The organism is Yoonia ponticola, assembly GCF_014199395.1.
GTDB classification, from domain to species: Bacteria; Pseudomonadota; Alphaproteobacteria; order Rhodobacterales; family Rhodobacteraceae; genus Yoonia; species Yoonia ponticola.
The window spans coordinates 12,292-37,708 of record NZ_JACIJM010000013.1 but is presented as its reverse complement, the minus strand read 5'-3'; the positions used below and the strand labels follow the sequence as shown (position 1 = coordinate 37,708).

At 53.8% G+C, this 25,417-nt stretch carries 25 protein-coding genes; 11 read left to right on the top strand and 14 right to left on the bottom strand.

Annotation, left to right across the window (positions count from 1 at the left end):
* Positions 1–38: 38 nt before the first annotated feature.
* Genes FHS72_RS16490 through FHS72_RS16475 form a run of 4 tightly spaced genes read right to left on the bottom strand, consistent with a single transcriptional unit; the run spans position 39 to position 3,781 of the window.
* Positions 39–1,070 (bottom strand): TRAP transporter substrate-binding protein, encoded by a 1,032-nt coding sequence (locus FHS72_RS16490; RefSeq protein WP_183530848.1) that lies wholly within the window; start codon positions 1,068–1,070, stop codon positions 39–41.
* 46 nt (positions 1,071–1,116) lie between these two features.
* Positions 1,117–2,445 carry a TRAP transporter large permease gene (locus FHS72_RS16485; RefSeq protein ID WP_183530846.1) on the bottom strand — a complete coding sequence of 443 codons (1,329 nt, stop codon included), beginning with the start codon at positions 2,443–2,445 and terminating at the stop codon, positions 1,117–1,119.
* On the bottom strand, positions 2,445–3,014 hold the full coding sequence (locus FHS72_RS16480) for a TRAP transporter small permease subunit (RefSeq protein WP_183530844.1): 570 nt from the start codon (positions 3,012–3,014) through the stop codon (positions 2,445–2,447). The genes FHS72_RS16485 and FHS72_RS16480 overlap by 1 nt, the downstream gene beginning before the upstream one ends.
* Positions 3,002–3,781 carry an N-formylglutamate amidohydrolase gene (locus tag FHS72_RS16475; RefSeq protein ID WP_183530843.1) on the bottom strand — a complete coding sequence of 260 codons (780 nt, stop codon included), beginning with the start codon at positions 3,779–3,781 and terminating at the stop codon, positions 3,002–3,004. The genes FHS72_RS16480 and FHS72_RS16475 overlap by 13 nt, the downstream gene beginning before the upstream one ends.
* Positions 3,782–3,898: 117 nt before the next feature.
* On the opposite strand from FHS72_RS16475, the gene FHS72_RS16470 reads away from it, so the two are divergent.
* The 9 genes from FHS72_RS16470 to FHS72_RS16430 all read left to right on the top strand — a co-directional run bounded on the left by FHS72_RS16470 (position 3,899) and on the right by FHS72_RS16430 (position 12,673).
* On the top strand, positions 3,899–4,771 hold the full coding sequence (locus FHS72_RS16470; RefSeq protein WP_183530841.1) for a MurR/RpiR family transcriptional regulator: 873 nt from the start codon (positions 3,899–3,901) through the stop codon (positions 4,769–4,771).
* Positions 4,772–5,009: 238 nt separating this feature from the next.
* Positions 5,010–6,005 (top strand): glycosyltransferase family 2 protein, encoded by a 996-nt coding sequence (locus tag FHS72_RS16465; protein WP_183530839.1) that lies wholly within the window; start codon positions 5,010–5,012, stop codon positions 6,003–6,005.
* 1 nt (position 6,006) lies between these two features.
* Entirely contained in the window at positions 6,007–6,465 is a 459-nt protein-coding gene (locus tag FHS72_RS18675) for a GtrA family protein (protein WP_425511124.1), read from the top strand.
* A complete protein-coding gene (locus tag FHS72_RS16455) occupies positions 6,462–7,667 on the top strand; it encodes a glycosyltransferase family 87 protein (RefSeq protein ID WP_183530836.1) in 1,206 nt (401 codons plus the stop codon). The genes FHS72_RS18675 and FHS72_RS16455 overlap by 4 nt, the downstream gene beginning before the upstream one ends.
* A 264-nt stretch (positions 7,668–7,931) precedes the next feature.
* The gene (locus FHS72_RS16450) at positions 7,932–8,882 is read left to right on the top strand and encodes a class II glutamine amidotransferase (protein WP_183530834.1); all 951 of its coding nucleotides are present in this window, start codon (positions 7,932–7,934) and stop codon (positions 8,880–8,882) included.
* 14 nt (positions 8,883–8,896) lie between these two features.
* Positions 8,897–9,505, top strand: coding sequence for a poly-gamma-glutamate hydrolase family protein (locus FHS72_RS16445; RefSeq protein WP_183530832.1), 609 nt, complete (start codon positions 8,897–8,899; stop codon positions 9,503–9,505).
* A 34-nt stretch (positions 9,506–9,539) separates the two neighbouring features.
* Positions 9,540–10,775: a putative DNA modification/repair radical SAM protein gene (locus FHS72_RS16440; RefSeq protein WP_183530831.1), complete on the top strand. Its 1,236-nt coding sequence runs from the start codon at positions 9,540–9,542 to the stop codon at positions 10,773–10,775.
* A complete protein-coding gene (locus FHS72_RS16435) occupies positions 10,775–12,217 on the top strand; it encodes a UdgX family uracil-DNA binding protein (protein ID WP_183530829.1) in 1,443 nt (480 codons plus the stop codon). The genes FHS72_RS16440 and FHS72_RS16435 overlap by 1 nt, the downstream gene beginning before the upstream one ends.
* Positions 12,218–12,376: 159 nt before the next feature.
* Positions 12,377–12,673, top strand: coding sequence for a PRC-barrel domain-containing protein (locus FHS72_RS16430; protein ID WP_183530828.1), 297 nt, complete (start codon positions 12,377–12,379; stop codon positions 12,671–12,673).
* Between the two features lie 128 nt (positions 12,674–12,801).
* Here FHS72_RS16430 and FHS72_RS16425 read toward each other — a convergent pair whose 3' ends face one another.
* Entirely contained in the window at positions 12,802–13,890 is a 1,089-nt protein-coding gene (locus FHS72_RS16425) for an alkene reductase (protein ID WP_183530826.1), read from the bottom strand.
* Between the two features lie 53 nt (positions 13,891–13,943).
* Positions 13,944–15,320 (bottom strand): NAD-dependent succinate-semialdehyde dehydrogenase, encoded by a 1,377-nt coding sequence (locus FHS72_RS16420; RefSeq protein ID WP_183530824.1) that lies wholly within the window; start codon positions 15,318–15,320, stop codon positions 13,944–13,946.
* A gap of 257 nt (positions 15,321–15,577) precedes the next feature.
* On the opposite strand from FHS72_RS16420, the gene FHS72_RS16415 reads away from it, so the two are divergent.
* A complete protein-coding gene (locus tag FHS72_RS16415; protein WP_183530822.1) occupies positions 15,578–16,993 on the top strand; it encodes a PAS domain S-box protein in 1,416 nt (471 codons plus the stop codon).
* A 53-nt stretch (positions 16,994–17,046) separates the two neighbouring features.
* On the opposite strand, the gene FHS72_RS16410 is transcribed toward FHS72_RS16415, so the two are convergent.
* The 5 genes from FHS72_RS16410 to ugpB form a co-directional block, all read right to left on the bottom strand.
* Positions 17,047–17,592, bottom strand: a complete 546-nt coding sequence (locus tag FHS72_RS16410; RefSeq protein ID WP_183530820.1) for a YaeQ family protein — start codon at positions 17,590–17,592, stop codon at positions 17,047–17,049.
* A gap of 117 nt (positions 17,593–17,709) precedes the next feature.
* The gene (locus tag FHS72_RS16405; protein ID WP_183530818.1) at positions 17,710–18,759 is read right to left on the bottom strand and encodes a sn-glycerol-3-phosphate import ATP-binding protein UgpC; all 1,050 of its coding nucleotides are present in this window, start codon (positions 18,757–18,759) and stop codon (positions 17,710–17,712) included.
* A 6-nt stretch (positions 18,760–18,765) separates the two neighbouring features.
* Complete coding sequence (ugpE, locus tag FHS72_RS16400; protein WP_183530900.1) at positions 18,766–19,602, bottom strand: sn-glycerol-3-phosphate ABC transporter permease UgpE; 837 nt, start codon at positions 19,600–19,602, stop codon at positions 18,766–18,768.
* A gap of 26 nt (positions 19,603–19,628) precedes the next feature.
* Positions 19,629–20,510, bottom strand: a complete 882-nt coding sequence (gene ugpA, locus FHS72_RS16395) for a sn-glycerol-3-phosphate ABC transporter permease UgpA (protein ID WP_183530816.1) — start codon at positions 20,508–20,510, stop codon at positions 19,629–19,631.
* 61 nt (positions 20,511–20,571) lie between these two features.
* Positions 20,572–21,882, bottom strand: coding sequence for a sn-glycerol-3-phosphate ABC transporter substrate-binding protein UgpB (gene ugpB, locus FHS72_RS16390; protein WP_246414834.1), 1,311 nt, complete (start codon positions 21,880–21,882; stop codon positions 20,572–20,574).
* A 144-nt stretch (positions 21,883–22,026) separates the two neighbouring features.
* On the opposite strand from ugpB, the gene FHS72_RS16385 reads away from it, so the two are divergent.
* The gene (locus FHS72_RS16385) at positions 22,027–22,923 is read left to right on the top strand and encodes a LysR substrate-binding domain-containing protein (protein WP_183530814.1); all 897 of its coding nucleotides are present in this window, start codon (positions 22,027–22,029) and stop codon (positions 22,921–22,923) included.
* 22 nt (positions 22,924–22,945) lie between these two features.
* On the opposite strand, the gene FHS72_RS16380 is transcribed toward FHS72_RS16385, so the two are convergent.
* The 3 genes from FHS72_RS16380 to FHS72_RS16370 are packed head-to-tail and all read right to left on the bottom strand — an operon-like array spanning position 22,946 to position 25,412.
* Positions 22,946–23,587 (bottom strand): response regulator, encoded by a 642-nt coding sequence (locus tag FHS72_RS16380; RefSeq protein ID WP_183530812.1) that lies wholly within the window; start codon positions 23,585–23,587, stop codon positions 22,946–22,948.
* 25 nt (positions 23,588–23,612) lie between these two features.
* On the bottom strand, positions 23,613–23,762 hold the full coding sequence (locus FHS72_RS16375; RefSeq protein ID WP_183530811.1) for a hypothetical protein: 150 nt from the start codon (positions 23,760–23,762) through the stop codon (positions 23,613–23,615).
* Between the two features lie 48 nt (positions 23,763–23,810).
* Positions 23,811–25,412 (bottom strand): Na/Pi cotransporter family protein, encoded by a 1,602-nt coding sequence (locus FHS72_RS16370; RefSeq protein WP_343042711.1) that lies wholly within the window; start codon positions 25,410–25,412, stop codon positions 23,811–23,813.
* Between the last annotated feature and the right edge of the window lie 5 nt (positions 25,413–25,417).

The window sequence follows — 25,417 nt, the reverse complement described above, 5'->3', positions numbered from 1 at the left end:
CGGGGCAACCATCGGCTGCCCCAAAAGTTGCATCGGCTTTAGCTGTAACGGTAAGGACGGCCAGCTTTGACCATGTCCGCATTGTACTGCTTAAAGATATCAACCACGCGCCGTTTCACATCGGATTCAGCCGCGATTTCTTCCCAGAATACTTGCGCTGCGGCCTCAACTGTCGCCCATTCGTCGTCCGGGATCGAGGTCAATTCCATTTTGGTACCATTGACGCGCAGGTCCGCTTCACCGCCCCAATACCACCATTGACGGTGGTAGTGCGACTGGTCACAGCAGACGCGGAACAGTGTTTGCAGGTCCTCTGGCAATTCGTTCCAGCGGTCCATGTTGGCAAAGAATGACCCTGCCCAAGCGCCCGAGATGTTGTTGGTCAGGAAGTAGTTCGTCGCGTCAGCCCAGCCAACGGTGTAGTCTTCGGTGATGCCGGACCAAGCAACGCCGTCCAATTCGCCCGTCTGCAAGGCGACTTCGATGTCTTCCCATGGCAGGTTGACCGGAACAACGCCGAACTGCGACATAAAGCGGCCAGCAGTTGGGAAGGTAAAGATGCGTTTCCCTTCGAGGTCGGCAAGACTACGGATCGGGTCTTTGGTTGCGAAATGACAGGGGTCCCATGCACCAGCAGAGATGTGTTTGACGCCGACTTTGGAATATTCCTCGTCCCAGATTTCATTCAAGCCGTATTGGTTAAACAGCACAGGCACGTCGAGCGAATAGCGTGACCCGAACGGGAAATACCCACCGAAAACAGTCACATCGGTTGGGGATGCCATGGAATCGTCGTCGGATTGGACCGCGTCGATTGTGCCGCGCTGCATCGCTTGGAACAATTCGCCCGTTGGCACAAGCTGATCAGCAAAGAACAATTCGATCTGCATGCGGTCGCCTGCGATCTTGTTGAACATTTCCACGGCTGGCACGATGACTTCGGCGGCCAATGACGCGCCTGCATAGGTCTGCATACGCCATGTGATCGTGTTTTGGGCCAGCGCCGGTGTGGCCAACGCGGCTGCGGGTGCAATCGCCGCCCCTTGGATAAACTTACGTCTAGATGTCATATCTTCATCTCCTTGGTTGGGTTTCGACCACCTTCGGGCGGCTCTTTTATGGTTTGTTATACACGTATTCGGGTAGCCAAAGGGCGATCTGCGGGAACACCATGACGAGGATCAGCGCGCCGACCATGATCATCACAAAAGGTGTGATCGAAGAATAGATATCGCGTAGGCTGATTTCCGGCGGGGCCATCGCCCGCATCAAGAACAAATTGTAGCCAAACGGCGGCGACATATAAGCGATCTGCGTCGTGATCGTATACAAAATACCGTACCAGATCAGATCAAAACCTAGTTCGCCGACCAGCGGCACATAAAGTGGGGCCACGATCACCAGCATGGCCGTGTCGTCCAGAAACGTCCCCATCAGGATAAAGCTGAGTTGCATCAGGATCAGGATGGTCCATGGGCTAAGGTTCAGGCGCTCGGTGAACACAGCCTCAATTGCTTTGACCGCCCCTAACCCGTCAAACACTGCCCCAAATGCCAGCGCCGCAAGGATAATCCACATGAACATGCAGGTGATCCCAAGTGTGTTGCGCACGGAATTCTCGAATACCTCTTTGGTCATCCGCCCTTTGAGAACAGCAGCGACAAAGGCCGCAAGTGCGCCGATAGCAGAGCTTTCAACAAGCGACGTCCAGCCGTTCACAAACGGCACCATCATCGTGGCGAAAATGATAATCGGCAGCAATCCGGCACGCAGCAAACGCATTTTCTCAGCGCGAGGAATATCACGTTCTGACGCGTCCAGAACCGGACCCAGATCGGGATTTACCCGACAGCGCACGACAATATAGATCACAAACAGCGTCGCCATCATCAGACCGGGGATCACGCCAGCAAGCCATAATTGCCCTACAGGTTGCCGCGCGATCATCGCATATAACACCAGCACAACGGACGGCGGCACAAGGATGCCGAGGCTTGATCCCGCTTGGATCACCCCCGTCACCATGCGTTTATCGTACCCCCTTTTCAGCAGCTCTGGCAGCGCGATGGTTGACCCAATCGCCATGCCCGCAACGCTCAAACCGTTCATCGCCGAAATCAGCACCATCAGGCCAATCGTCCCAATCGCCAGACCACCGCGCAAGCCGCCCATCCAGACGTGGAACATCTTGTAGAGGTCATCCGCGATCTTACTTTCCGACAACACGTAGCCCATGAAAATGAACATCGGCAGAGTCAGCAGCGGATACCACTTCATCAGCTTCATCGCGGCGGCAAAACCGAGGTCAAAACCGCCCCGATCGCCCCACAACAGCAGCGATGCAACAACGGCCACAAACCCGATTGCGCCAAAGACGCGCTGCCCCGTGAGCAGCATCAGCATCATCGACGAGAACATGAGCGTGGCGATCAATTCATACGACATCAGACTGGTTCGCCTTTCAGACGTAAAATATCTTTGAGCAGTTCCGAAATGCACTGGAGCAGCATCAGGAACAGACCCAGAATCATAATAGATTTGATCGGCCACATGTATGGACGCCACGCGGTAGATGATTGCTCCATCCGGCCGATTTCCTCTGATCCGGTCAGCAGTCCCCCAAAGAACGAAAACGGCTCTGTTCCCCAATAGCCTAGCGAGTAGGCGGTCGAACTAACTGCGCCGTACAGCAAGACGCCCAGATAAAAGAGCAGGAACATGACCGTGAGCAGATCAAACCACGCCTTCTTGCGCAGCGACCATTCGCCATACAGCAGGTCCATGCGTACATTTGACCCCAGTTGCAGCGAATACGGCCCGCCCAGAATATAATAGGCCACCATCACAAATTGCGCCATTTCAAGCGTCCAGATCGACGGCAGGAAGAATGTCTTACTGATCGAAGACCATAGCAAAATGCCCATCAGCACAAAAATGAAGTACATGATCATCCGGCCCATACGGTAATTCACACTGTCCACGACCTTGATAAATCCGCGCATTAGGCCTGACATGACACGTCCCCCGCCACGTTCATTTGCGCACAGGCATCCACGATCCACCTCGAAACCATCGCAGCCATCGCGCTCTGTTGGGTGGCGGTCGCAATCAAGTCGTTGCGGATTTCCAACATCACGTTCAGATGACCGTGCTTCACGGCATGCTCAATCAACGTATGCGTCACGCCGTCGGTAGGTCCGTAAGGTGCATTGCGTTGCACATCGCAGGCAGTATGCACGGCGGCGGTCAGCATCAGAGCATCCGCAAGCCGCGTGTCGTCATCATGCAGAACGCCAATTTCAACGCTGCGTAAGGCACCGTGATAAACAGGCGTGAAACTGTGGATCGTGACAATAATGGGATGCGGCGTCTGGGCGATTTGAGCAGCTAATACCGCGCGGAATGGTTCGTAGTAAGTTTCGGTGCGCGCATCGCGATCCGCTTGGGTTAATCCTGCATTACCTGGCACATCGATAACTTCGCTACGTGCGGGCATCGCATCTAACGCACTTGGCGGGCGATTGCAGTCATAGACCAAACGCGACACGCCGCTGGCAACCAAGGCAGCGTCCAACTGTTTGGACATCAATGTTGCGACACCCATAGCCCCCGGATCCCATGCTGCGTGGCTTTGGCGGGCATCACTGGAGAGCCCCAAACCACTGAACCGCGCTGGAATATGGTGCGAGGCATGTTCGCAAACCAGAACGATGGATGATCCCCCGTCAGAATTTTCCGACAGGACATAGTCGCCCGCTGCTTCGTTAAGATTTTGTGCCATTGGCCCCCCGTGTGTGAAACGTCTTGCCAAATTCCGCATCTGTCAACATATTTATGAAAATGAAATAACAGATGATGATGTCTTGTAATTTTTTCGATCAAAAATCGGGCGAAACCTATGACCGACGCACCACTCACGATATCAGATCGCATTCAACGCCAGCTCGACGACCTCACAAGGGCCGAGCGGCAGTTGGCGCACTCGATACTCGAAAACTACCCAGCGTCTGGTCTTGGCCCGCTCAGCGCCTTGGCAAAAGATGCACAGGTGTCGGTCCCGACGGTCGCGCGCATGGTTCAAAAGTTGGGGTTTAACGGCTACCCTGAGTTCCAAACCGAGCTGCGTGAAGAACTCAAAGCCAAGGCAAAAGACCCCATCGCCAAACATGATACATGGGCTGGCGGTGCGCCATCGGGGCATATCCTAAACCGGTTTACTGACGCCGTAATTGACAATATCCGCCACACGCTTGGCCAAATCGATCCGCAGGATTTCGACACCGCCTGCGCCATGGCCGCCAATACCAAGCGTCATCTGTTTATCGTTGGCGGTCGTGTCACACATACTCTGGCGGAATATCTATTCCTTCACATGCAAGTCATCCGGCCTCGGATTACGCATATTCAATCAACATCAAACACATGGCCACACTACCTCTTGGACGTCAAACCAGGTGACGTTTTCATCATTTTCGATATGCGGCGCTATGAAAATAACACGCTGAAACTGGCGGAAATGGCGCATGCAAAGGGCGCGAAACTGATCTTGTTTACCGATCAGTGGCGGTCGCCAGTACATCAACTTGCACAAATCAGCTTTAGTAGTCGCATCGTCGTGCCCTCTGCATGGGATTCAGCCGCGACTCCGCTTTTGTTGCTCGAAACCATGGTCGCGGCGGTCCAAGACCTCACGTGGGGCGATACCAAAGACCGCATGGAAGCACTGGAAGACATGTTCGACCAAACAAAACTGTTTCGGAAATTTACATAGGCCTGAACAGTCTGTGGGAGCCGGAATGAACGACGTTTCTGCTCTGCCGATCACGCCTGACGAGGCGAGCCACAGACGGCTATGCACATCACGCGAAACCGAAGTGTCTGCTAGTTCTCATTATCACAAATACAGCAACAATCGGCCACCTTGTGAACAAAGTTGCGCATCATGTCTTTGCTGACCCGCTTCAGGGCGATTTGTCAGCCGTGATACGACAGTAAAACAGGATAGCACGATGAGTATTGTCAAACTTGACCTACCTGCGAACAGCGCTGTCGTGGATCGTCCGAAGAAAGTCGTACTGACTTTGATCGTTCCTGTTTATAACGAGCAAGCTGCTATTGGACCGTTTCTTGATGAAATGGCGAGAATCTCGGCTCAGATGGCCCCCGCAGTGCAGACCGATATTTTGTTCGTCAATGACGGCAGCCGCGATGGCACCGAATTTACAATCCGGTCTTATATGCAGGCTAATCCACGCATCCAGTTGGTTAACCTCTCGCGTAACTTTGGCAAAGAAGCCGCGTTGTGTGCAGGCTTAGATCATGCCGACGGCGATGCCGTTATTCCGATTGATGTCGACCTGCAGGACGAACCAAGTATCATCCCAGAGATGGTTGCCAAATGGCGAAATGGTGCAGAAGTCGTCAACGCGCGCCGCACCGATCGTTCCAGTGATAGCTGGGCGAAACGGACAACGGCGACAGCTTTTTACCGCGTGTTTAACTACCTCTCCGATTACCCAATGCCATCCGACGTCGGCGATTTCCGCCTTTTAGACCGTCAGGTCGTCGATGTATTGCGCACGCTGGGCGAACGAACTCGCCTAAACAAAACCCTCTTCAACTGGGTCGGTTTTAAAGCCGAGGAAGTTACCTTTGAGCGCAAAGTTCGCAGCGAAGGGCAGTCAAAAATGAACTTCTGGCGACTGTGGAATATGGCGTTGGACGGGATCATCGGGTCCACGACCAAACCGTTGCGGATGTGGACTTATATCGGCACGATCCTCGGGCTCATGTCGCTGCTCTATGCGACCTACGTCTTCTTCAGTACGCTGATGTTTGGCGTTGATGTGCCAGGTTATGCGTCATTGATCTTGCTGACCCTCACCTTTGGCGGCTTAAATCTATTCGCTATCGGAATTTTGGGCGAATACATTGGTCGTATCCTGACTGAAGTCCGCGAAAGACCTATGTATGTGATACATTCCATCCACGGAACGAGTGAGTAGGATGCTTACAGTGTCGGCCAGGACGAACCAGACGCCTAGCGTCTGGCTAGCGCAACTTACGCGCTTTGCTGTTGTTGGGCTGGTGGCCACAGCAATCCACGTCGCCGTTGCATTGATAGTCACCTCCGTCTTCTCGTTGGCCCCACTTACCGCCAACCTATCCGGCTTCTGTGCGGCCGTCGCCGTATCGTTCTGGGGGCACCTGCGAGTGACTTTCCGAGTGAAGGAACCACAACGGCAGCATTTTTATCGGTTTGTTGTGCTCTCACTCGCATCTCTTGCGGTCAGTAGCCTGATCACCGCTATCTGGACCTCTCTGGGCGGCAGCATGGTCGTCGCCATGGGCCTCGTCGCGCTGATCGTCCCAATCATGTCATTCCTCGCAGCAAGGCTCTGGGCCTTCGCTGTTCTAACAAGTCGTTCGACCGCTTCCGGTCCGAAAAGCGGAGAAACCTTATGATACAGATCAAGACATCGACACAGGCATTGCTTGTTTTAATCTTGCTGGCACTGATTGGTTACGTCGCTTTGACATTCGCCTTCCCAGTGTACTTCGACAAAAAGCACCTTCTTGATTATGATATTTTTTATCTGGTCAGTACGATGATTGGCGAAGACAATTTACGAGAGGCCTACACGCAAGAAATTTTCTTGCCCCGACAGGCTCAGGTTCCGGGTTTTAGCGGTTCAGAAATGTTCTGGAGCTATCCGCCGCACTTCAATTTAGTCGTAGCGCCGATGTCGCTCCTTCCGCTGCCAGTCTCCTATGCATTGTTCATGATCGTGACGCTTGCATTCTATGTAATGACGATCCGTGTCTTGGCTGGGCCAGCATTTCACACAGTCGCGGTACTGCTTCTGCCGCTAGTATTATTGATCATCCGCTCTGGGCAGAACAGTTTTATAACTGGCGGGTTGATCACGTTGACCTGCATTCTCGCACTGCGTCAATCACGCTGGGCCGGACTTCCGCTCGGGCTAATGGCGATCAAACCGCATCTCGCGCTGGGCGTAGGCATCTGGTCCTTGCTGGATCGCCGATGGGGGCTCGCGGCACTTTCGCTGATTGTTGTGGCCGTCCTGTCACTTTTAGCGACACTGGCGTTCAGCACGGACGTTTGGCCAACATCGCTCGCCGCCATATCCGCGACAGCAGAAGTCCTACGCGATGGGCGTTTCCCGCTGTTTCGCATGACCTCGATTTACGCGTTTGCGCTATCCCTTGCCATACCACACCCTGTCGCCATGATGTTGCACTTAACGACCGTTGTCGCGGCCCTCGGCGCACTGATTTTCATGGCTCGGGCCAAGCTTCCGCCCAAGGTCTTTATGGGGGCAGGCGTGTTCGTTTCGGCGCTGATCAGCCCTTACAACTACGACTACGATCTCGCGTTGCTCGGCGCGGCGGCCTGCCTCTTGTTCGACACGGTCACGCGACACGCCAGTAAGGCCGAGCAGTGCATATTCGGCATCGTGATCATTTGCACAGGTGCGTATGGTTTGATACTCACAGCATTTGCCGATCTCATCCTCGACAACCAGTCGGCTCGCCCAGTTTCACTTATGGGGCCGGTGTTATTTATCAGCGGGATTATTTTGTTCCGTGTAATTTGGCGTAGTCGCCATGCCACACAAACAAGTGCCTCTTTAAAAATTGCTTAGACACCTTCAGCGTGACTGAATCGCTACGTGAAAACTGCTGATGGTTGCCCGTTATGGGCGCTCGATCGTTTTGTGAACACGGCCTGTTGTGGATATTGACGCCGGCTGCGCTAGGTCAATTGAGATGAATATGCCAGCATACAATCAACCCCTGTCACGTCGCTCAAAGACGACGTCTTCGCACCTCGCAGCACAGCGTGACCACTGCCACGCTGTGTCAGTTGGTTGCAGCCCTCTGCCCTCAGATCAAAAGTTAGGAAAAACATGTGCCGTGTCCTCGCCTATATCGGGCCAGAAATACCGCTCGAAAGCCTCTTACTTGAGCCGGAAAACAGCCTCATTAATCAAAGCCTTGACCCGGAACTCCATCCACTGCTGCAGCTTGCTGGCTGGGGCTTCGGCGCGTGGAGCGAACATCTGCTGAAACCGGACGAACCCTTACTTTACCACAGGCCGATGGGCGCGTTTTATGACGACAACGCGACAGGTATTATTCCCAGCCTTCAGGGCAGCACGCTGCTCGCGCATGTCAGGGCCGCCGCCTATAATTCGCGCACGGTACTGGCTGATGAAAACTGCCATCCGTTTTCGTATAACGAGACGCCTTGGATCATTGCGCAGAACGGCGCCGTGCCGAACTGGAGGATTTTGCAACGAGAGCTATTGCCCCATTGCGACGACCGATACCTAAAACAAATGCGCGGAACCACCGACACGGAATTTCTCTACGTTTTACTGCTCTCGCTGCTCAAGGGCGATAGCGATGCCGACGTGCAGCAAGGCTTTGAAGAACTGCTTAAACTCATCCTTCAAGCGATGAAGAAACTCGATCTGGTGGAGCTGCTTAAACTGAAGATCGCGCTGGTTTCGCCGAACCGCATTATCGGCGTCAATTACGGGTCTGATCACGACGGAAGCACAGACAACAAAGGCGACTGGAAAGAGTTACGGAAATCCGGTCATGGCACTGACGACTACGCACTTTCGATGCTGCTAGAGCCGATGTACCTCCTCATGGGCAAAAACTTTCAGGACCACGAAAAATCTTACAAAGTTGACGTGTGCGGGGAAGACGAGGCGACCGCCGCTATCTTTGCGTCCGAACCTTTGACTGAAGATCGTGACGAGTGGCTAACCATCGCGTTTGGTGAACTTGTCGCGCTCGAACGAAAGGGCAGCAAAATTTCAAAGACCGTCACAAAACTGAACGTATAGCAGGGCGTTGCTTCATGGCTGACCGTTACCAAAACTTTAATGACCTTGCCTTAGAGCAAAAGGTGGACATGGATTACCGCATCAAAAGCGAAGATCGCGGCACAACCGTCGTGATCCTCGCCCCGCACGGTGGCAGCATCGAACCGGAAACGTCGGAGATTGCGATTGCAATCGCGGGGGCGGATCTGTCGTTCTACACCTTTGAGGCGTTGCGCACTGGGGCGCACGGTGATTTCCACATCACGTCGCATCGTTTTGACGAACCTGTCGCGATCGACCTTGTCGGCAGAGCTGTGACCTCTGTGGCGATCCACGGGCGCAAGGACGACGGCAGCGATACGGTCTGGCTCGGAGGACGCGATACCGACCTGCGCGATGCTATCGGCGCATCGTTAAACGTAGCGAGCTTCGAGGCCGAACTTAACATAACGCTACCCGGAATCCATGAAACCAACATCTGCAATCGCACGCGCACAGGCAAAGGTGTGCAGTTGGAACTGCCCAGATCGCTACGACGTAAGCTCGCGAACGACGATGCACTGCTGAAATCGTTTTGCACGGCTATACGCACTGCCATTCCCCCCTTCATAAGCGACAAATTGACACCTCTAAATAAAGGTTAAAGACACCGCCGAATTGAGAACGTATAGTGAACAAATGGCCAGACAAACACTCGATCAAAAACTAGCGATTCTCAGCGACGCGGCGAAATACGACGCCTCTTGCGCATCTTCAGGCTCAACCAAACGCGACTCGCGCGATGGCAAAAGTCTGGGATCAAACGAAGGCAGCGGCATCTGTCACGCCTACGCCCCCGACGGGCGCTGCATCAGCCTGCTAAAAATCTTGATGACCAATTTTTGCATCTATGATTGCAGTTATTGCATCAATCGCGTGTCCTCAAACGTCACCCGTGCGCGGTTCAGCGTGGACGAAGTAGTCAAACTGACTATCGAATTCTATCGCCGCAATTACATCGAAGGCTTGTTTTTGTCGTCAGGCGTGATCCGTTCACCAGATGCAACGATGTCCGATATGGTTCAAATCGCCCGCAAGTTACGGCACGAAGAGAACTTTCGCGGCTATATTCACCTCAAAACGATCCCTGATGCGGCCCCTGAATTGATCGCCGAGGCAGGACTGCTCGCGGACCGCCTCTCCATAAACGTGGAACTCCCCACCGACGCCGCCGTGCAGCAATACGCGCCGGAAAAAAAGCCTGATCAAATCCGCAAAGCGATGGCAGATGTGCGTCTGCGCAAGGACGCTGGCAAGGAAAAATCCTATACTGGCAAGCGTCCCCCGCGCTTTGCCCCTGCTGGTCAATCGACGCAAATGATCATCGGCGCTGACGGGTCGAACGACGCGACTGTGCTGGGCCAATCGACGCGACTTTATTCCAGCTACAAGCTCAAACGCGTTTATTATTCTGCGTTTTCACCGATCCCCGATAGCTCGTCCAAATTGCCGTTAATCAGCCCGCCCCTGCAACGCGAGCATCGGCTCTATCAGGCCGATTGGCTGCTGCGGTTCTACGATTTTCAACTGGACGAAATCACCTCTGTGACCACCGATGGTAATCTCGATCTTGAAGTTGACCCGAAGCTGGCATGGGCCTTGGTGCACCGCGAAATTTTTCCTCTCGACGTTAACCGTGCCAGTCGTGAAATGCTGTTACGAGTGCCGGGTTTCGGTGTGAAAACCGTATCGCGCATCCTGACGACAAGACGTCACCGGCTGCTGCGCTACGAGGATTTACAGCGCATGGGCGCATCGATGAAAAAGGCGAAAACGTTTATCACGGCAGGCGGCTGGTCCCCCGGAAGTTTAATCGACAGCGTCAATCTACGCGCAAAATTCACGCCGCCACCTGAGCAATTGGCGCTATTCTGATGCACCGCGCAACCATCCCGCCGATCGGCACTGACATTGCGTGGCGCAACGCGGCACGCGATTTTCTAGCAGCGGGCATACCGCCAGATCAAATTCTCTGGGGTGCGCATGGATCAGCGCCTGACTTATTCGGCGCAGAAACTGCGATCACACCCAGCGCGACAGCGACCGTACCCCGCAGCTTTATTGCATTGGCGCAAACAGTTGTTTGGCACAGTGATCCCGAACGCTTTGCGCGCCTCTATGCATTCCTCTGGCGCGTGAAAGATGCGCCGCATCTGATGACTGATCGCGGCGACGCGGGCTTGTCGCGTTTGCGCCAGATGGAAAAGAACGTGCGACGCTGCCAACACAAAATGAAAGCCTTCGTCCGCTATCGCGAAATCGGTCCGCCTGACGCAACCCGCCGCTCCTTCGCCGCATGGTTCGAGCCGACACACCACACCATCGAACCGACATCCAGCTTCTTTGTGCGACGGTTTGCAGACATGGATTGGCGCATCCTCACGCCTGATGTGTCCGCGATTTTCGAAAATGGCACGCTGAGCTTTCAGGAAGGGCACGTAAAACCAGCCCTGCCCGATGACGCGAGCGAGCAGCTTTGGATCACCTATTTCCGCAACATCTTTAATCCGGCCCGTCTCAAGGTGTCGGCGATGCAATCCGAAATGCCTAAGAAGTACTGGAAAAACATGCCAGAGGCCGCGTCGATCCCTGACATGATTGCAAATGCCCCTGCCCGTGCGTTGGCGATGGCGCAGGCAGCCCCCTCGTTGCCACCGGCCCGCATGGCGCAGGTTCAGGCGCAGCTCGCGACGTGCCATTCAGCGTGGGACGGCCCCAAAGGCACCCTGCCCGCCGCGATTTCCGCCTGTACACGGTGCCCCTTGCACCAAACAGCAACCCAGGCGGTCGCGGGCGAAGGTCCCGCGGATGCTGATCTGATGATCGTCGGTGAACAACCCGGCGATATGGAAGACCTCAGCGGCAAACCTTTTGTTGGTCCCGCGGGTCAGGTGTTTGACCGTGTCGCGGGCGAGGCCCGATTGGACCGTAATCAGGCTTATGTCACCAACGCAGTTAAGCACTTTAAATTCACCGCACGCGGTAAACGACGGCTTCATCAGCGGCCCAATACATCAGAAATCCAACATTGCCGCTGGTGGCTCGACGCCGAAATCACGCAAGTCAAACCAAAGCTGATCCTTGCAATGGGGGCCACCGCTGCACAAAGCCTAACAGGCAGCGGTGAGGGCATCACCCGTCGCCGCGGCACGATAGAACATAGCCTGACGGGTACGCCTGTTCTGATTACGTTGCATCCGTCCTATCTATTGCGCGTGCGCGATCCAAAAACGCAGCAACAAGCGCACAGCGAGTTTCAGCAAGACCTGCTAACCGCAGTTCGCTTTCTAAGTGACAACCAAGCGCAAGCAGAATGACCCCCCGTTAGTCGCAATATCTAACGACCCTTTCGGAAATCATATGAAGCATGAACTCGCCTACTAGGTGTGCGGGGCGGCTCATCCAACGGAACCTCCACGGGGCTGCAATGGTTAACCATGCAGAGACTAAGCAAACCTAAAGCAAGGAGATGAAAGATGGACCATTCCAAACACCCCCGCCTCGAAGCGACCGAGTTGAACGCATTGAACCTCGAAGGGGCCACCGTTTACGGCCCCGACGACGAAACCATCGGTGACGTTTCCCACCTTCACGGTGAAGGACCGTCGACCCAAGTCGTGTTAGACGCAGGCGGCTTCCTCGGCATCGGGTCGAAACGCGTCGGGCTAGATATTGGCCGACTAGACTTCATGCGCGACGCATCGGGCACCGTCCACGCGACAACAGACCTCACAAAAGACGAAGTGAAAGCCCTGCCCGAGCATCGCGATTGATAAAGGTTGGTGGCTTTGGTCCGCGCTAAAGCCACCACTTGCTCGCAATGGAAATTGAAAAGGCCCAATCAGATATGACCGGGCCTTTTATCTATGTGGCTTGTCAAGATCTTACGGCTATCGCCACGCTACCGATCAAGGAACGGGTAGTCAGTATACCCTTTCTCATCACCTCCATAAAAAGTTGCCTGACGCGGTTTATTCATCTCTGCACCCACGCGCATACGCTCTGGCAAATCGGGGTTGGCGATAAACGGGCGGCCAAAACTGATAGCGTCAGCACGCCCATCGGTAATCGCGTTGACCGCCGTGTCAGCGTCATATCCACCGTTTCCAATGAAAAAGCCTGTGTAGTGTTCGCGCAGCCGCGCCAACAGCTTGGCGTCGTTTTCATCGCCGCCGCCGCCAGGAAAGCCCTCAACGACGTGTAGATACGCCAACTTGCGCGCGTCGAGCATTTTGTAAACTTCGGTAAACAGCCCTTCGACATCGCTATCCGAAATATCACCCGCCTGTCCGAGCGGCGACAGTCGTACGCCGATGCGACCCTTGGGCCAAACGGCTTCAACGGCATCTAGGACTTCGACAAGCAGCCGCATTCTGTTCTCGACCGTACCGCCATATTCATCGTCGCGGGTATTCACCCCATCCTGCAAAAACTGGTCGAGCAAGTAGCCATTAGCGGAATGCACTTCGATCCCGTCAAAACCCGCTTCTTTAGCGCATTTGGCGGCATGGACGTAATCTTGGGTCGTTTGCTTGATCCCCTCTGTCGTCAACGCCTCTGGCTTGGAAACCGCTTCGAAACCGTTGGCAGTAAACGTCTGGGCGTCGGCCTTTAGATCGGACGACGACACTGGCGATTGCCCCTCAGGCAAAAGCGACGCATGGCTGATACGGCCAACGTGCCAGAGTTGGCAAAAGATACGCCCGCCTCCCGCATGAACGGCATCTGTGATCTTGCGCCAACCCGCGACTTGGTCCTCGGTATAAATACCCGGCGTATCAAGGTATCCCTTGGCGATATCGCTGATCTGTGTCGCCTCGGAAAAGATCAGCCCAGCCGACGACCGCTGATGATAATATATCTGTGCCATGTCTTTCGGTGTCCCGTCCGACTGTGCACGATTGCGCGTCAGCGGGGCCATTAAAACTCGGTTAGGCAGGTCTAAATCGCCCATTTTGACGGGCGTGAAAAGGTTAGCTGTGTCAGTCATTATAAACTCAATTCTTGTGTGCTTGTTTTCATGTTCGCGCGGAAGCTTGAGCGTTAAGGCAAATAGATTGCCTTAGCGTTCGTGAATTCCTTCATCCCGAACCCACCATGCTCGCGGCCAAACCCGGAATCCTTGACGCCGCCAAACGGCATATTGGGATCGGCAGCACCGAACGAATTGATGCGGATCATGCCGGTGTCAAAGTGGTCACGTGCCAGCTTGATCGCCGTGTCTTCATCCTTGGTGAAAATACCACCGCCGAGGCCGTAACGGCTGTCATTGGCAATTTTCATAGCATCCTCGTCATCCTTCGCGCGGATGATCGACGCAACAGGACCGAACAGCTCGTCATCATATGCAGGCATGCCCGGCGTTACATCCGACAAAACGGTCGCGGGGTAGTATTGGCCCGTCTCATCTTTCGGATTGCCACCACACAACAGCTTGGCCCCTGCCTGAATGCTATCTTTGACTTGCGTGTCGATAGTATCGAACTGGCCTTCGCTCGAAAGCGGCCCTAGCTGGGTGTCGTCCTTCATCGGGTCGCCCATCTTGATCGCTTCCATTTGCGACACAAACTCGGTGACAAAGGCATCGTATACGGCCTCTGTCACGACAAATCGCTTAGCAGACACGCAGGTTTCACCGTTATTATATAGGCGCCCCTGCACGCAGGTTTTCACCGCCAGCGCAACGTCCGCATCCTCCAAGATCAAGTAGGCATCGTTAGAGCCCAGCTCTAGAACCGTTTTCTTTAAATGTTTTGTCGCGACTTGGCCGATATGACGCCCCGCCTTGTCGCTGCCCGTCATGGTTACACCGCGAACATGTTCGTGCGCGATAACCTCGTCCGACGTGTCGTGGTCGATGATGATCACCTCGAACAAACCTTTGGGCAGGCCAGCTTTGTCGCAAATATCCTTCAACATCAGCCCACTACCCGTGCAGATTTCGGCATGTTTCAGCACCACAGAGTTGCCCGCCATTAGGTTCGCGGCAAGCACACGCACAGGCTGGTAAACCGGAAAGTTCCAAGGTTGGATGCTGTAAATCACACCAATCGGACAATGCGCGACGATACCGCGCTTTTCACCGCCGGCATGTTTGCGTTCTTCATCAGCAAGCATCTCCGGCCCATGTTCAGCGGTATACTCGAAAATCTGGGCGCATAGCTCAACTTCGGTCAGACCGTCCCGCAGCAGCTTGCCGACTTCCTTGGTCATCAAATCAGCCAAGGCATCCGCATTCGACCGCAGCCCTTTTGCAATGTCGCGCAGAAATGGTGCGCGTTCTTCGTGTGATTTCATTCGCCAATCCAGAAACGCAGCATGCGAGGCGTCGATCTTGTCGAACGCCTGCTCTTTGCTCATCACATCGTAATCGGCAATTTTCTCGTCGGTGGCGGGGTTGATCGTGCTAATCTGGGACATTGTTACCCTTTCAAGGCTCGTATGGGTTTTGGCATCTGAAACCGTGGATCGTAGCCGCAGCAGATCGCTTAGTTTCATGCCACTCGCTTACAAACCCATCCAGCCCGACACTCGTTCCATCGCACGCTTCGCTTTGCCCGCATATCGCGATCACTTAATTGAGAGGCTCCGCACGCGCCGCCGAAAAGCACCCGAAAAGACTAGCATCGCCAAGTTCGTCCGCCCTGTGCTATCGTGCTATGAAATACGGAGTAAAAATGATTTCAAACGACCACGGCGACCTGAAACAGCGGTTTGATATTTCCGCATTCATGGATGCGATGCAGGACGAGGTGGCGATCCTTGACAGCACTGGCGTAATCGTTGCGACCAACAAGGCGTGGCAAACTTTCAGCGCTGAAAACGGCGGCGATGTGACGACGTCTTATGTCGGCGCGAACTATCTGGACATCTGCCGTAGCGCGGACGGCCCGTCGAGCGCCGAAGCGATGATCATCCCCGACGGATGTGCCGCAACGCTGCGCACCGGAAAACAGTTCAGGTGCGAATATCCCTGCGATAGCCCGACGGTCAAACGATGGTTTGAATTAACCGTGAATAGGCTCGCCCAAGATGGCGACTATTACCTGCTCTTGCAGCACCGCAACATTACCATCCGGCACATCGAGCGGACCGAGATCGAACAAGCCTTCATCAATTCGAATGCGATGGTAGCACTCGTGGCGACCACGTCCGATCCGATCCTCAGCTTTGATCTCGATGGTAAAATCACGACTTGGAATGGCGCGGCGGAACGCATGTACGGGTACAGTTCCGACGAAGCATTGGGACAATCCGTTGAACTTTTGTATCCACAAAATTGGCCAAAACCAGTAACGCATTACCGCGACGAAGTGCTCGCGGGTCGTCTGGAAAGTTTCGAAGCGACGCGCGTTGCCAAGGACGGAACACGACACGAAGTATGGATCAGCTGCGCCCCGATCCGCAGTTCGGACGGCGATATCGTCGCGATTTCCAACATCCACCGCGACATCACAGAAGTTCGTAACGCCGAAAAATCCCGTGACTTGATCGCGCACGAAGTCATTCACCGCGCCAAGAACATGTTAAGCATCGTGGTCGCCATTCAACGCCAGACAGCTCGGGCCGAAACGACCGTCGAAGGCTTCAAAAGCAGTTTCGAGGCGCGTCTACAGTCACTGTCAAGATCGACCGATCTGCTTGTCAGGAATGCGTGGACCAGTGTTGGCTTGGCGGACTTGGTGAACGGTCAACTCGAACCGTTCGTGGACCCTTGTGAAAATTCGTATGCGACGTCTGGCCCAGCGCTAAAACTACCGCCGCAAAGCGTTCAGGCCGTCGGAATGGCGCTGCATGAACTCGCGACCAATTCGGCTAAACATGGCGCATTGATGCAGCGTAGCGGTCAAATCAGCATCAATTGGAAGGTCATCGACGGCGCAACTGGCCCGCTGCTACATCTGTGCTGGCACGAGACCGATATCACGATCAGCCTGCAGCCAGAACGCAAAGGATTTGGCGGCAAAGTCTTAACATCGCTCGCACCTACAATGATCGGGGCGGATTCGACTTATGATGTCGGAGAGCGCGAGATCAGATGGACGATTGCCATCCCTAGCGAGCACTTCAAACTGGATGTGCAATGCGGCTGACGAGGTTGGTTTGTGCGTCCCTATGTGTCGATAGCCGCACTTAGCGCGGTAATTTATGTACCGTTTTTCCATTCCACGGGCGTCACGTAAACGATGCTGTTATCAACACTGACCATCACATCGCCCTCTTGAATATTGACCTGAAGCTTCATCGCGCGACTAGCCAGTTTCGCCAGCGCGCTCGTGTCGGTCTCGGACAAATTGACAACCTGAAGATTTTCAAAACGCGTGGTGCTATTCTTGATCTTATCCCACCACATATCGGCATTCCTGCCGCCGTAAGGATAGATAACCACCTTGTTGGCTTTTCCACAGGATTGGCGCACCACCTTTTCGCTGGGCAAGCCCAAGGCGACCCACAATTCCAGCTCGCCACTCAGGCTTTTCTGCCAAATGTCCGGTTCGTCGTCTGTTGAAAGTCCCTTGGTCATCTCCAGATGTTCATGAGCATTCAAAGCAAAAGCGAGAATCCGCACCATCAGACGTTCATCCGTCTCAGAAGGATGTTTCGCGACGGTCAGCTTATGGGTCTCGTAATAATGCCGATCCATGTCAGAGACTGACAGTTCAACTTTATAAATGGTTGATTTTAGCGCCATGATTTGTCCCAAACCTTCAAGATTGGGATGCCTACTGCGTTTGTCGAGTGTGTGAAAGCGGATAACGTCGGATGACTGCTGGCCCTTATCTGGCCGTACAATTCAAGCGAAGTCTAATCAATCCAGTCGCATCTCGCTTATTGGATCAAAGAAATGCAAGTGGTTTGGATCAATCCCGAACCGCACAACATCACCCGATGTCGCATGATGCACGCCGGGTAGGCTAATCGTAAACGCATCTCGGCGGCCTGTAATGCGCCCATGCAACAGCGTGTTCGCCCCCAAAGGTTCACCCATTTGAACGGTCATCGATAACGGCCCATTCGGGTCAGCAATGATATGTTCAGGCCGGATACCAACCGTTACCTTACCAGTGTGCTTCGTATGCGTGGGCACCTGCGCGTCACCAATTGTCAGACCGCTGGCGTTGATTTCCCCGTCCAGAACATTCATCGATGGGCTGCCGATGAACTGTGCGGCGAATAAGGTTGCAGGACGCTCGTAAACTTCAAGCGGTGTACCGATTTGCTCGGCCCGCCCTGCGTTCATCACGATCATACGGTCGGCCATGGTCATCGCTTCGACTTGGTCATGGGTCACGTAAAGCGACGTGATCCCAAGGCGGTGTTGCAGATCGCGGATTTCTAAACGCATCTGCACACGCAGTTTCGCATCGAGATTGGACAATGGTTCATCAAACAAAAACACCGCAGGTTCGCGGACAATCGCGCGCCCCATTGCAACACGCTGGCGCTGCCCACCCGATAAATCGCGCGGACGACGGTCGAGGTAGTCCTCAAGTTGCAACAGCTTGGCCGCAGCGCGTACTTTCTTTTCAATCTCGGCCTTGGGCAATTTGGCGATTTTCAGCCCGTATCCCATATTTTGACGCACCGACATATGCGGATAAAGCGCGTAGTTCTGAAACACCATGGCGATATCACGGTCCATCGGCTCTAGCTCGTTCACGCGCTTGTCGCCGATTTTGATTTCACCTTCAGACACGGATTCCAGCCCTGCAACCATGCGCAACAGCGTAGACTTGCCGCAACCTGATGGGCCGACGATGACGATGAATTCACCGTCTTCAATCGCCGTGCTGACACCGTGGATGACCTCCGTCGACCCAAAACGTTTCTTGATATTGGAAAGCTCTACAGTTGCCATGATTGCCTACTTTTCGCTGTCCACGAGACCACGGACAAACAGTTTTTGCATTGAGATGACGACGATGATCGGTGGGACCATGGCCAAAATAGATGTCGCCAAGATAACGGGCCAGTTAGCCAAATCATCACCCGACGGGAACATCTGTTTGATGCCCATCACGATGGTGTTCATCGACGGATCGGTCGTGATCAGCAACGGCCAAAGGTACTGGTTCCAGCCGTAAATGAACAGAATGACGAACAATGCCGCGATGTTTGTACGGCTCATAGGGAACAAAATATCCCAGAAAAACCGCATCGGTGACGCGCCATCGACCCGCGCTGCTTCGGCAAGTTCATCCGGCACTGTCATGTAGAACTGGCGAAACAGGAAAGTCGCCGTGGCCGATGCGATCAACGGCAGGATCAAACCACCGTAACTGTTAAGCATGCCAAAGTTCGCGATGACTTCGTAAGTCGGTACGATCCGCACTTCGACAGGCAGCATCAGCGTCAGGAAAATCAGCCAGAAAAAGATCATCTTGCCCGGAAACTTGAAATACACGATGGCAAACGCCGACAGCAAGGAAATGATAATCTTGCCGATTGCGATCCCCATTGCCATAATCAAACTGTTCAACAGCATCGTGGCGACGGGAACATTGAACCCCGAAAACAAAGCCTCGCGGTAGTTGTTAATGAATTGATCACCGGGCCACAGCGGCATGGGCGGTTGAACGATTTCAGCTTGCGTTACGGTTGATGCGACAAAGGCCAGCCAGATCGGAAAGAACACAACCAGCACGCCAGCGATCATGATGATATGGCTAATCCAAAGCGACGCACCGCGCTTTTCAACCATGCCCGGTGGGGGATCTTTAGGATGGGTCAATAGTGCACCCTCCGTTCCACAAACTTGAATTGAAAGATTGTAAGCGCCCCGACGACGATCAACAGGATCACAGATTGCGCAGCAGAAGAGCCGAGGTCTTGGCCGACAAAACCGTCTGAAAACACCTTATACACTAGGATCGTTGTCGATTGTTGCGGCCCACCCGATGTGATCGTGTGGATTACACCGAAGGTTTCAAAGAATGCGTAAACGATGTTCACGACGAGCAGGAAAAATGTGGTGGGCGATAGCAGCGGCAAAACGATAGTCCAAAACCGTTTCCAGAACCTTGCGCCGTCGATGGCAGCGGCCTCAATCACCGATTTCGGGATCGCCTGTAGAGCGGCAAAGAAGAACAAAAAGTTATAGCTGATGCGTCCCCATGCGGACGCGACAACGACCAGCCCCATGGCTTCGCCACCGTTCAAAACGTGGTTCCAGTCATAGCCTAGATTGCCCAAATACCATGACACCACGCCGACGCGGGTGTTGAACATAAACAGCCAAAGCACACCTGCAACGGCGGGTGCTACGGCGTAGGGCCAGATCAACATGGTGCGGTAAACGCCTGCGCCCTTGATCAAGCGATCAGCGACGACCGCCAGAAACAACGCGGGTATCATCGACGCGAGCGTCACAAGGGTCGAAAAGATTGCAGTCGTCAGAAATGAGGTGCGGTAATACGGGTCCGACAACAGGTACTCAAAGTTGCCAAGGCCTACAAACTGCATCGACAATCCGAACGGATCGGGGATGAACAAGGACTGCCAAATCGCCTGCCCCGCCGGATAGAAAAAGAACACCGCAGACACGAGGACCTGCGGCGCGATCAGGCACAGCGGCAATAGCCAGCCCTTGAATGTGACCCGTTTTTCCATCTCAGATGCCCCCAAAAGACATACGGGCGACCGCATTTGGCCGCCCGCATCTTACGTTTGTTTAGTTCGCAGCTTCAAAGCGGCGCAGCAATTGATCGCCACGCATTACAGCACTATCAAGAGCCGCTTGCGCGTCTTTATCACCAGCCCAAACAGCCTCGAGTTCTTCGTCGATGATCGTGCGAATTTGATCAAAAGACCCAAGACGCAAACCCTTGGAGTTTTCGGTAGGCTCGTTTGTGGTCATCTGGATCACGGCGACTTCAGTGCCAAGGTTTTCTTCATAAAAACCGGACTCGCGTGTGGCGTCCGCAGCGGCGGTTGTGATCGGCAAATAGCCTGTATCTTTGTGCCATTGCTCCTGGACGTCCGACGACGACAGATACGCGAGGAACTGTGCAGCGCCTTCGTATTCATCTTCTTCGTGACCTTCCATTACCCACAAAGATGCACCACCGATGATGGTGTTTTGTGGGCTATTGCCGACGCCTTCCCAATACGGAAGCGGACGCACGTCGAAGTCAAATTCGGCTTCAGCCTTGATGCCCGCGTAGCCAGCAGAGCTCTCGGTGAACAACGCACATTCGCCAGCGCGGAAGTTTGCGCCGCCTTCATTACGACGACCCGCATAGATAAATTTGCCGTCCTGCGCCCATTCACCCATTGCCGCGATATGCGCGACCTGAGCAGGTCCGTTGAACGCAAGTTCCGTATCAACACCGGCAAAACCATTGGCCTGCGTTGCGAACGGAACGTCATGATAAGCTGAGAAGTTTTCTAGTTGAATCCAGCTCTGCCAAGCTGTTGTCAGTGGGCAAGTGCTGCCACCTTCTTTCAGCTGACCCAGCACTTCTCCGACGTTCTGCCATGTGGACAGATCAGTGTCAGGATCGACGCCAGCGTCTTCGAATGCATCACGGTTCACCCACAAAACAGGCGTGGATGCGTTGAATGGCAACGACAACATTTCGCCGTCTGTGCTGGTGTAATAGCCTTTGACGGACCCGATATAAGCGTCCGGATCGAACGCGGCGCCAGAGGCTTCCATCACTTCGGTCACAGACCGGACAGCGCCTTTTGCGGACATCATCGTCGCGGTGCCGACTTCAAATACCATAAGAATTTCAGGCTGTTCGCCCGCACGGAACGCAGCGATACCAGCGTTTAACGTTTCGGAATAGTTACCTTTAAAGGATGCGACGACGGTAAAATCGTCTTGGCTTGCGTTGAAATCTTCAACTTGGACCGCGACCAATTCACCAAGGCGTCCTGTGAAGGCATGCCAGAATTGGACTTCGGTTTGCGCAAACGCCGCAATCGGCGAAAGCATGGTTGATCCGGCGATCAATGCGCCTGCTGTCAGGTTTTTCATGTGTTCCTCCCAGGAATCGTATCGGCGGTTTCGCCGACACGGAATTTCTACACGTTATCCGAGCTTTCGCATAATTCAAGACTATTCCTTGGCTGAAATTCATAACATAACATTATGAAACTCGGCATAAGGTACAAAACAACAATGACAACACGTCCCAAACTGCGACAGCTCGAAGCCCTTAAATCAGTCGTAGATCACGGGACGATGACACGGGCGGCCCAAAGCCTAGAAATTTCACAACCTGCCGTCAGTCGTTTACTGGCTGATTTATCAGGCGAGTTGGGCTTTACCCTACTCGAACGCAAAGATGGCCGGCTCGTCCCCACACAAGAGGCCCGCTATATCCTGCCCGATATTACGCGTGTGCTTGAAGTTCTCAAAAACATCACCGACACCAGCCAAAACCTAAACGACAGAACAGCCGGACACCTCAGCGTTGCCTGCCTTCCCGGTTTCGCCACTAGCCACCTACCCGCTGTCGTGACTGATTTTCTCAGGACGCGCACAGACGTGACAATCACGTTGGAGCCAGACCGCCCTGAACGCATCCTCGAATGGATTATCGGCGAACAATACGATTGCGGCATCACCGACGGATTTGACGGTCACCCAGCGATCGACAGCACAACGCTCGACATCAGAACGGTCTGTATTTTTCCCAAAGGGCATCGGTTCGCGCAGTTGAAAAAAGTCGAACCCGAACATCTAGACCAAGAACGCTTTATCCACACACGCCGCGACAGCCGTTTTTACCGTGCATTAAGCGATGTATTCCACAAAGCATCAGTAGCCCCCAAACACGTCGTCGAAGCACGGCAATTCACGGCAGCTTGCGAACTCGTCGCCCTAGGCGTGGGCGTGTCAGTGGTCAGCGAAATCGATGCGCGAACGTACCAAGACCGACTAGAATTCCGCCCCTTCGCACCAAGCATCCCTCATAAGGTTTCCCTCGTCAGGCCAACCCACAAGCTACCTTCGCGCATAACCTTGGATTTTATGGAAGCATTTAAGGCAAGCCTGAACGATTTTGTCGCTTGAAGGAAAATCTAAGGACAGTCCTTTACTCCTGCGCAGGAAACCCAGCTTGAGCCATCAATTTACCACGGGAACTCACCTGAAATTTCTGCAATATCGCTGCCACATGCGTTTTGACCGTGCTTTCCGTTAGCAAAAGCTCACGCGCAATTTCTTTATTCGACAACCCCTGAACGATGCAATCAAACACGTTTGTCTGGCGCTCGGTTAACACAGGCAGGGCAGGTATTGGTTCAGACGCCACGGCAACACGCGCGTCGCCTACAGTCTGCTCAAACAAAACGCGGGGAAAAAAGACCTCGCCCTTCAGTAGCAAACTCACTGCATGAACAAGGATGTCAGGGTCTGCCGTCTTTGGGATATAGCCGTCTGCACCAGCTTCGCTTGCACGGCGGATCGTGCTGCCGTCCTCATCACCGGACACCAGCGCAATAGGCATTGCAGGGTCTGCTTGTTTGAGCCGCGTTAGCCCATCAAAGTCTTTCGAGTCCGGTAAGTTCAAATCGAGCAGCAATAAATCTACGGGTTTGCTGTCTCGTACGATCTGCAATGCATCAGCCACGGTTGCTGCCGCCAAAACCTGAACGTCACCAAGCTCCAGCTCTAACAGGGTTTTCATTCCGGACCGGATGACTGAATGATCATCGACAATAAGTATTTTGCGCATATCGCTCAGTTCTTGGCTTGTTGCCTCAGCAAGCGGTGACGAAAAGGGCCAAGCCCCCCAATGATGTTTCCTTATAGCGTTCATGCATATCGTTGCCAATGCTGCGCATGGTTTCACCACTCAGCGACAACCCAGCGGCAGCAATCGCTCTCACCGCGCCGATCGGTGCGGTCACAACTTTTGCCCCATTCCGATCTTAAAATATCAAAAACCGAAATTTACATCAGATGCCGACCTTGGACGCGGCATGGATATGATAAAAAATACGGGTAAAATCGCGTAGAAGTTCGCTGTGTAAACCGGATGTCGATATCGCAGACGGATTCCCTTCACTAAGACGTCGGAAATGGGCCTGCCAGCTAGCTTCGACCAAATTATCCAATTCTTTGCGCTGTTTGTTGATGTTTTTGCGGACTTGACTGTCGCCCTGAAGCGAAGAAACCAGGGTATGGCGCAACCCTTGAAGGATAATATCGATCAGCGGCAAAAGCTCGTCCCGGCCCTCATTCGAGAACCGCACTTGATCCCTGATGCGCGCTTCACACAAAGTCACGGCGTTCAGCACCAGTTCCGAGACATGCCCCAGATTTGCGGACAACAGCACCATGTTCATGGCACGATCGCTTTCGTTGTCCGAAATTTCGCCACGGGTCACATCGCTGAGGTAAAACTTCAGCGCATCTAAGGTTGCTGCGACATTGGCGTGGTTTTTCATCGCAATCGTGACCGTAGCGAGATCATCGGTGAGCACAGCAGTTTTAAGCGCAAGCAATGCCTCTTCGATCTGTTCTGGGATGCGGTTCAATTCGCGCGATGCACTCGCAAGCGCCAGTGTGGGTGTCTCCAAAAGATCGCGATCCAAATACCGCACAACACGCTCGGCCCCCTCTTGTTCTGTTGCAGGTATCAACCGCTCAAACAGACGCGCGAACACCCCGACCCAAGGCAAAAACAAAACCGCTACAAATATGTTGAACACCGTATGAAAGTTAATCAGCGCATGGGTTTCGCCCAAATAACCGATCAGAATATCGCCCTTAAAATGAAGGATCGGAAGCACCAGCAGGCAGGCCGTCAGTTTAAAAACCGCGTTCCCCATGGCAACGCGCTGCCCTTCGACTTCGGCATTCATTGTTGCGATAATTGCCGGAATTGTGCCGCCAATATTTGCCCCCAAAATCATTAGCAAACCCATTTCAGTTTGGATCACGCCCGCTGCATAAAGTGACGCTGTCAACAACACGACCGCGAGGCTGGAATGTATCAACCACGTTAACACCGCGACAATAAACAACGTTAACAACATCTCGCTTTCAAGCGTCGTCAACAGATCAACCAATAGTGCAGAATCCCGCAGCGGCGCAGACGACATGCGTATCAGCGAGAGCGCCAACAGGACCATGCCCAGCCCCAAAATCGACCGCCCTATCTGTCGTTTTACATGGTCTACAGACTGCGAATGGATCACAAAACCTACGAAGATAAGGCCATAGGACGCCGTGCTTAAATCGAACGACAAGATTTGCGCGGCGACTGACGTGCCAACATCCGCACCCAACATCACCGCAAGCGCCGCAGGTGCGCCGACCAATCCTTTGCTCGCCAGTGAGGCAATAATCATCGCTGTGGCTGTGCTGCTTTGGATGAAAACCGTGACGCCAGCCCCAACGCCAAAAGACATGATCCGCCCGTTGGTGATCGCCCCCAGAACATGCCTTAATGACCCTCCAAACGCACGCATGATACCCGTTCGGATCAGCCGGATGCCCCATAACATAAGGGCGACAGATCCGATTATTTGAACAAGAGTTGCAGTACTAGAAATGGTCT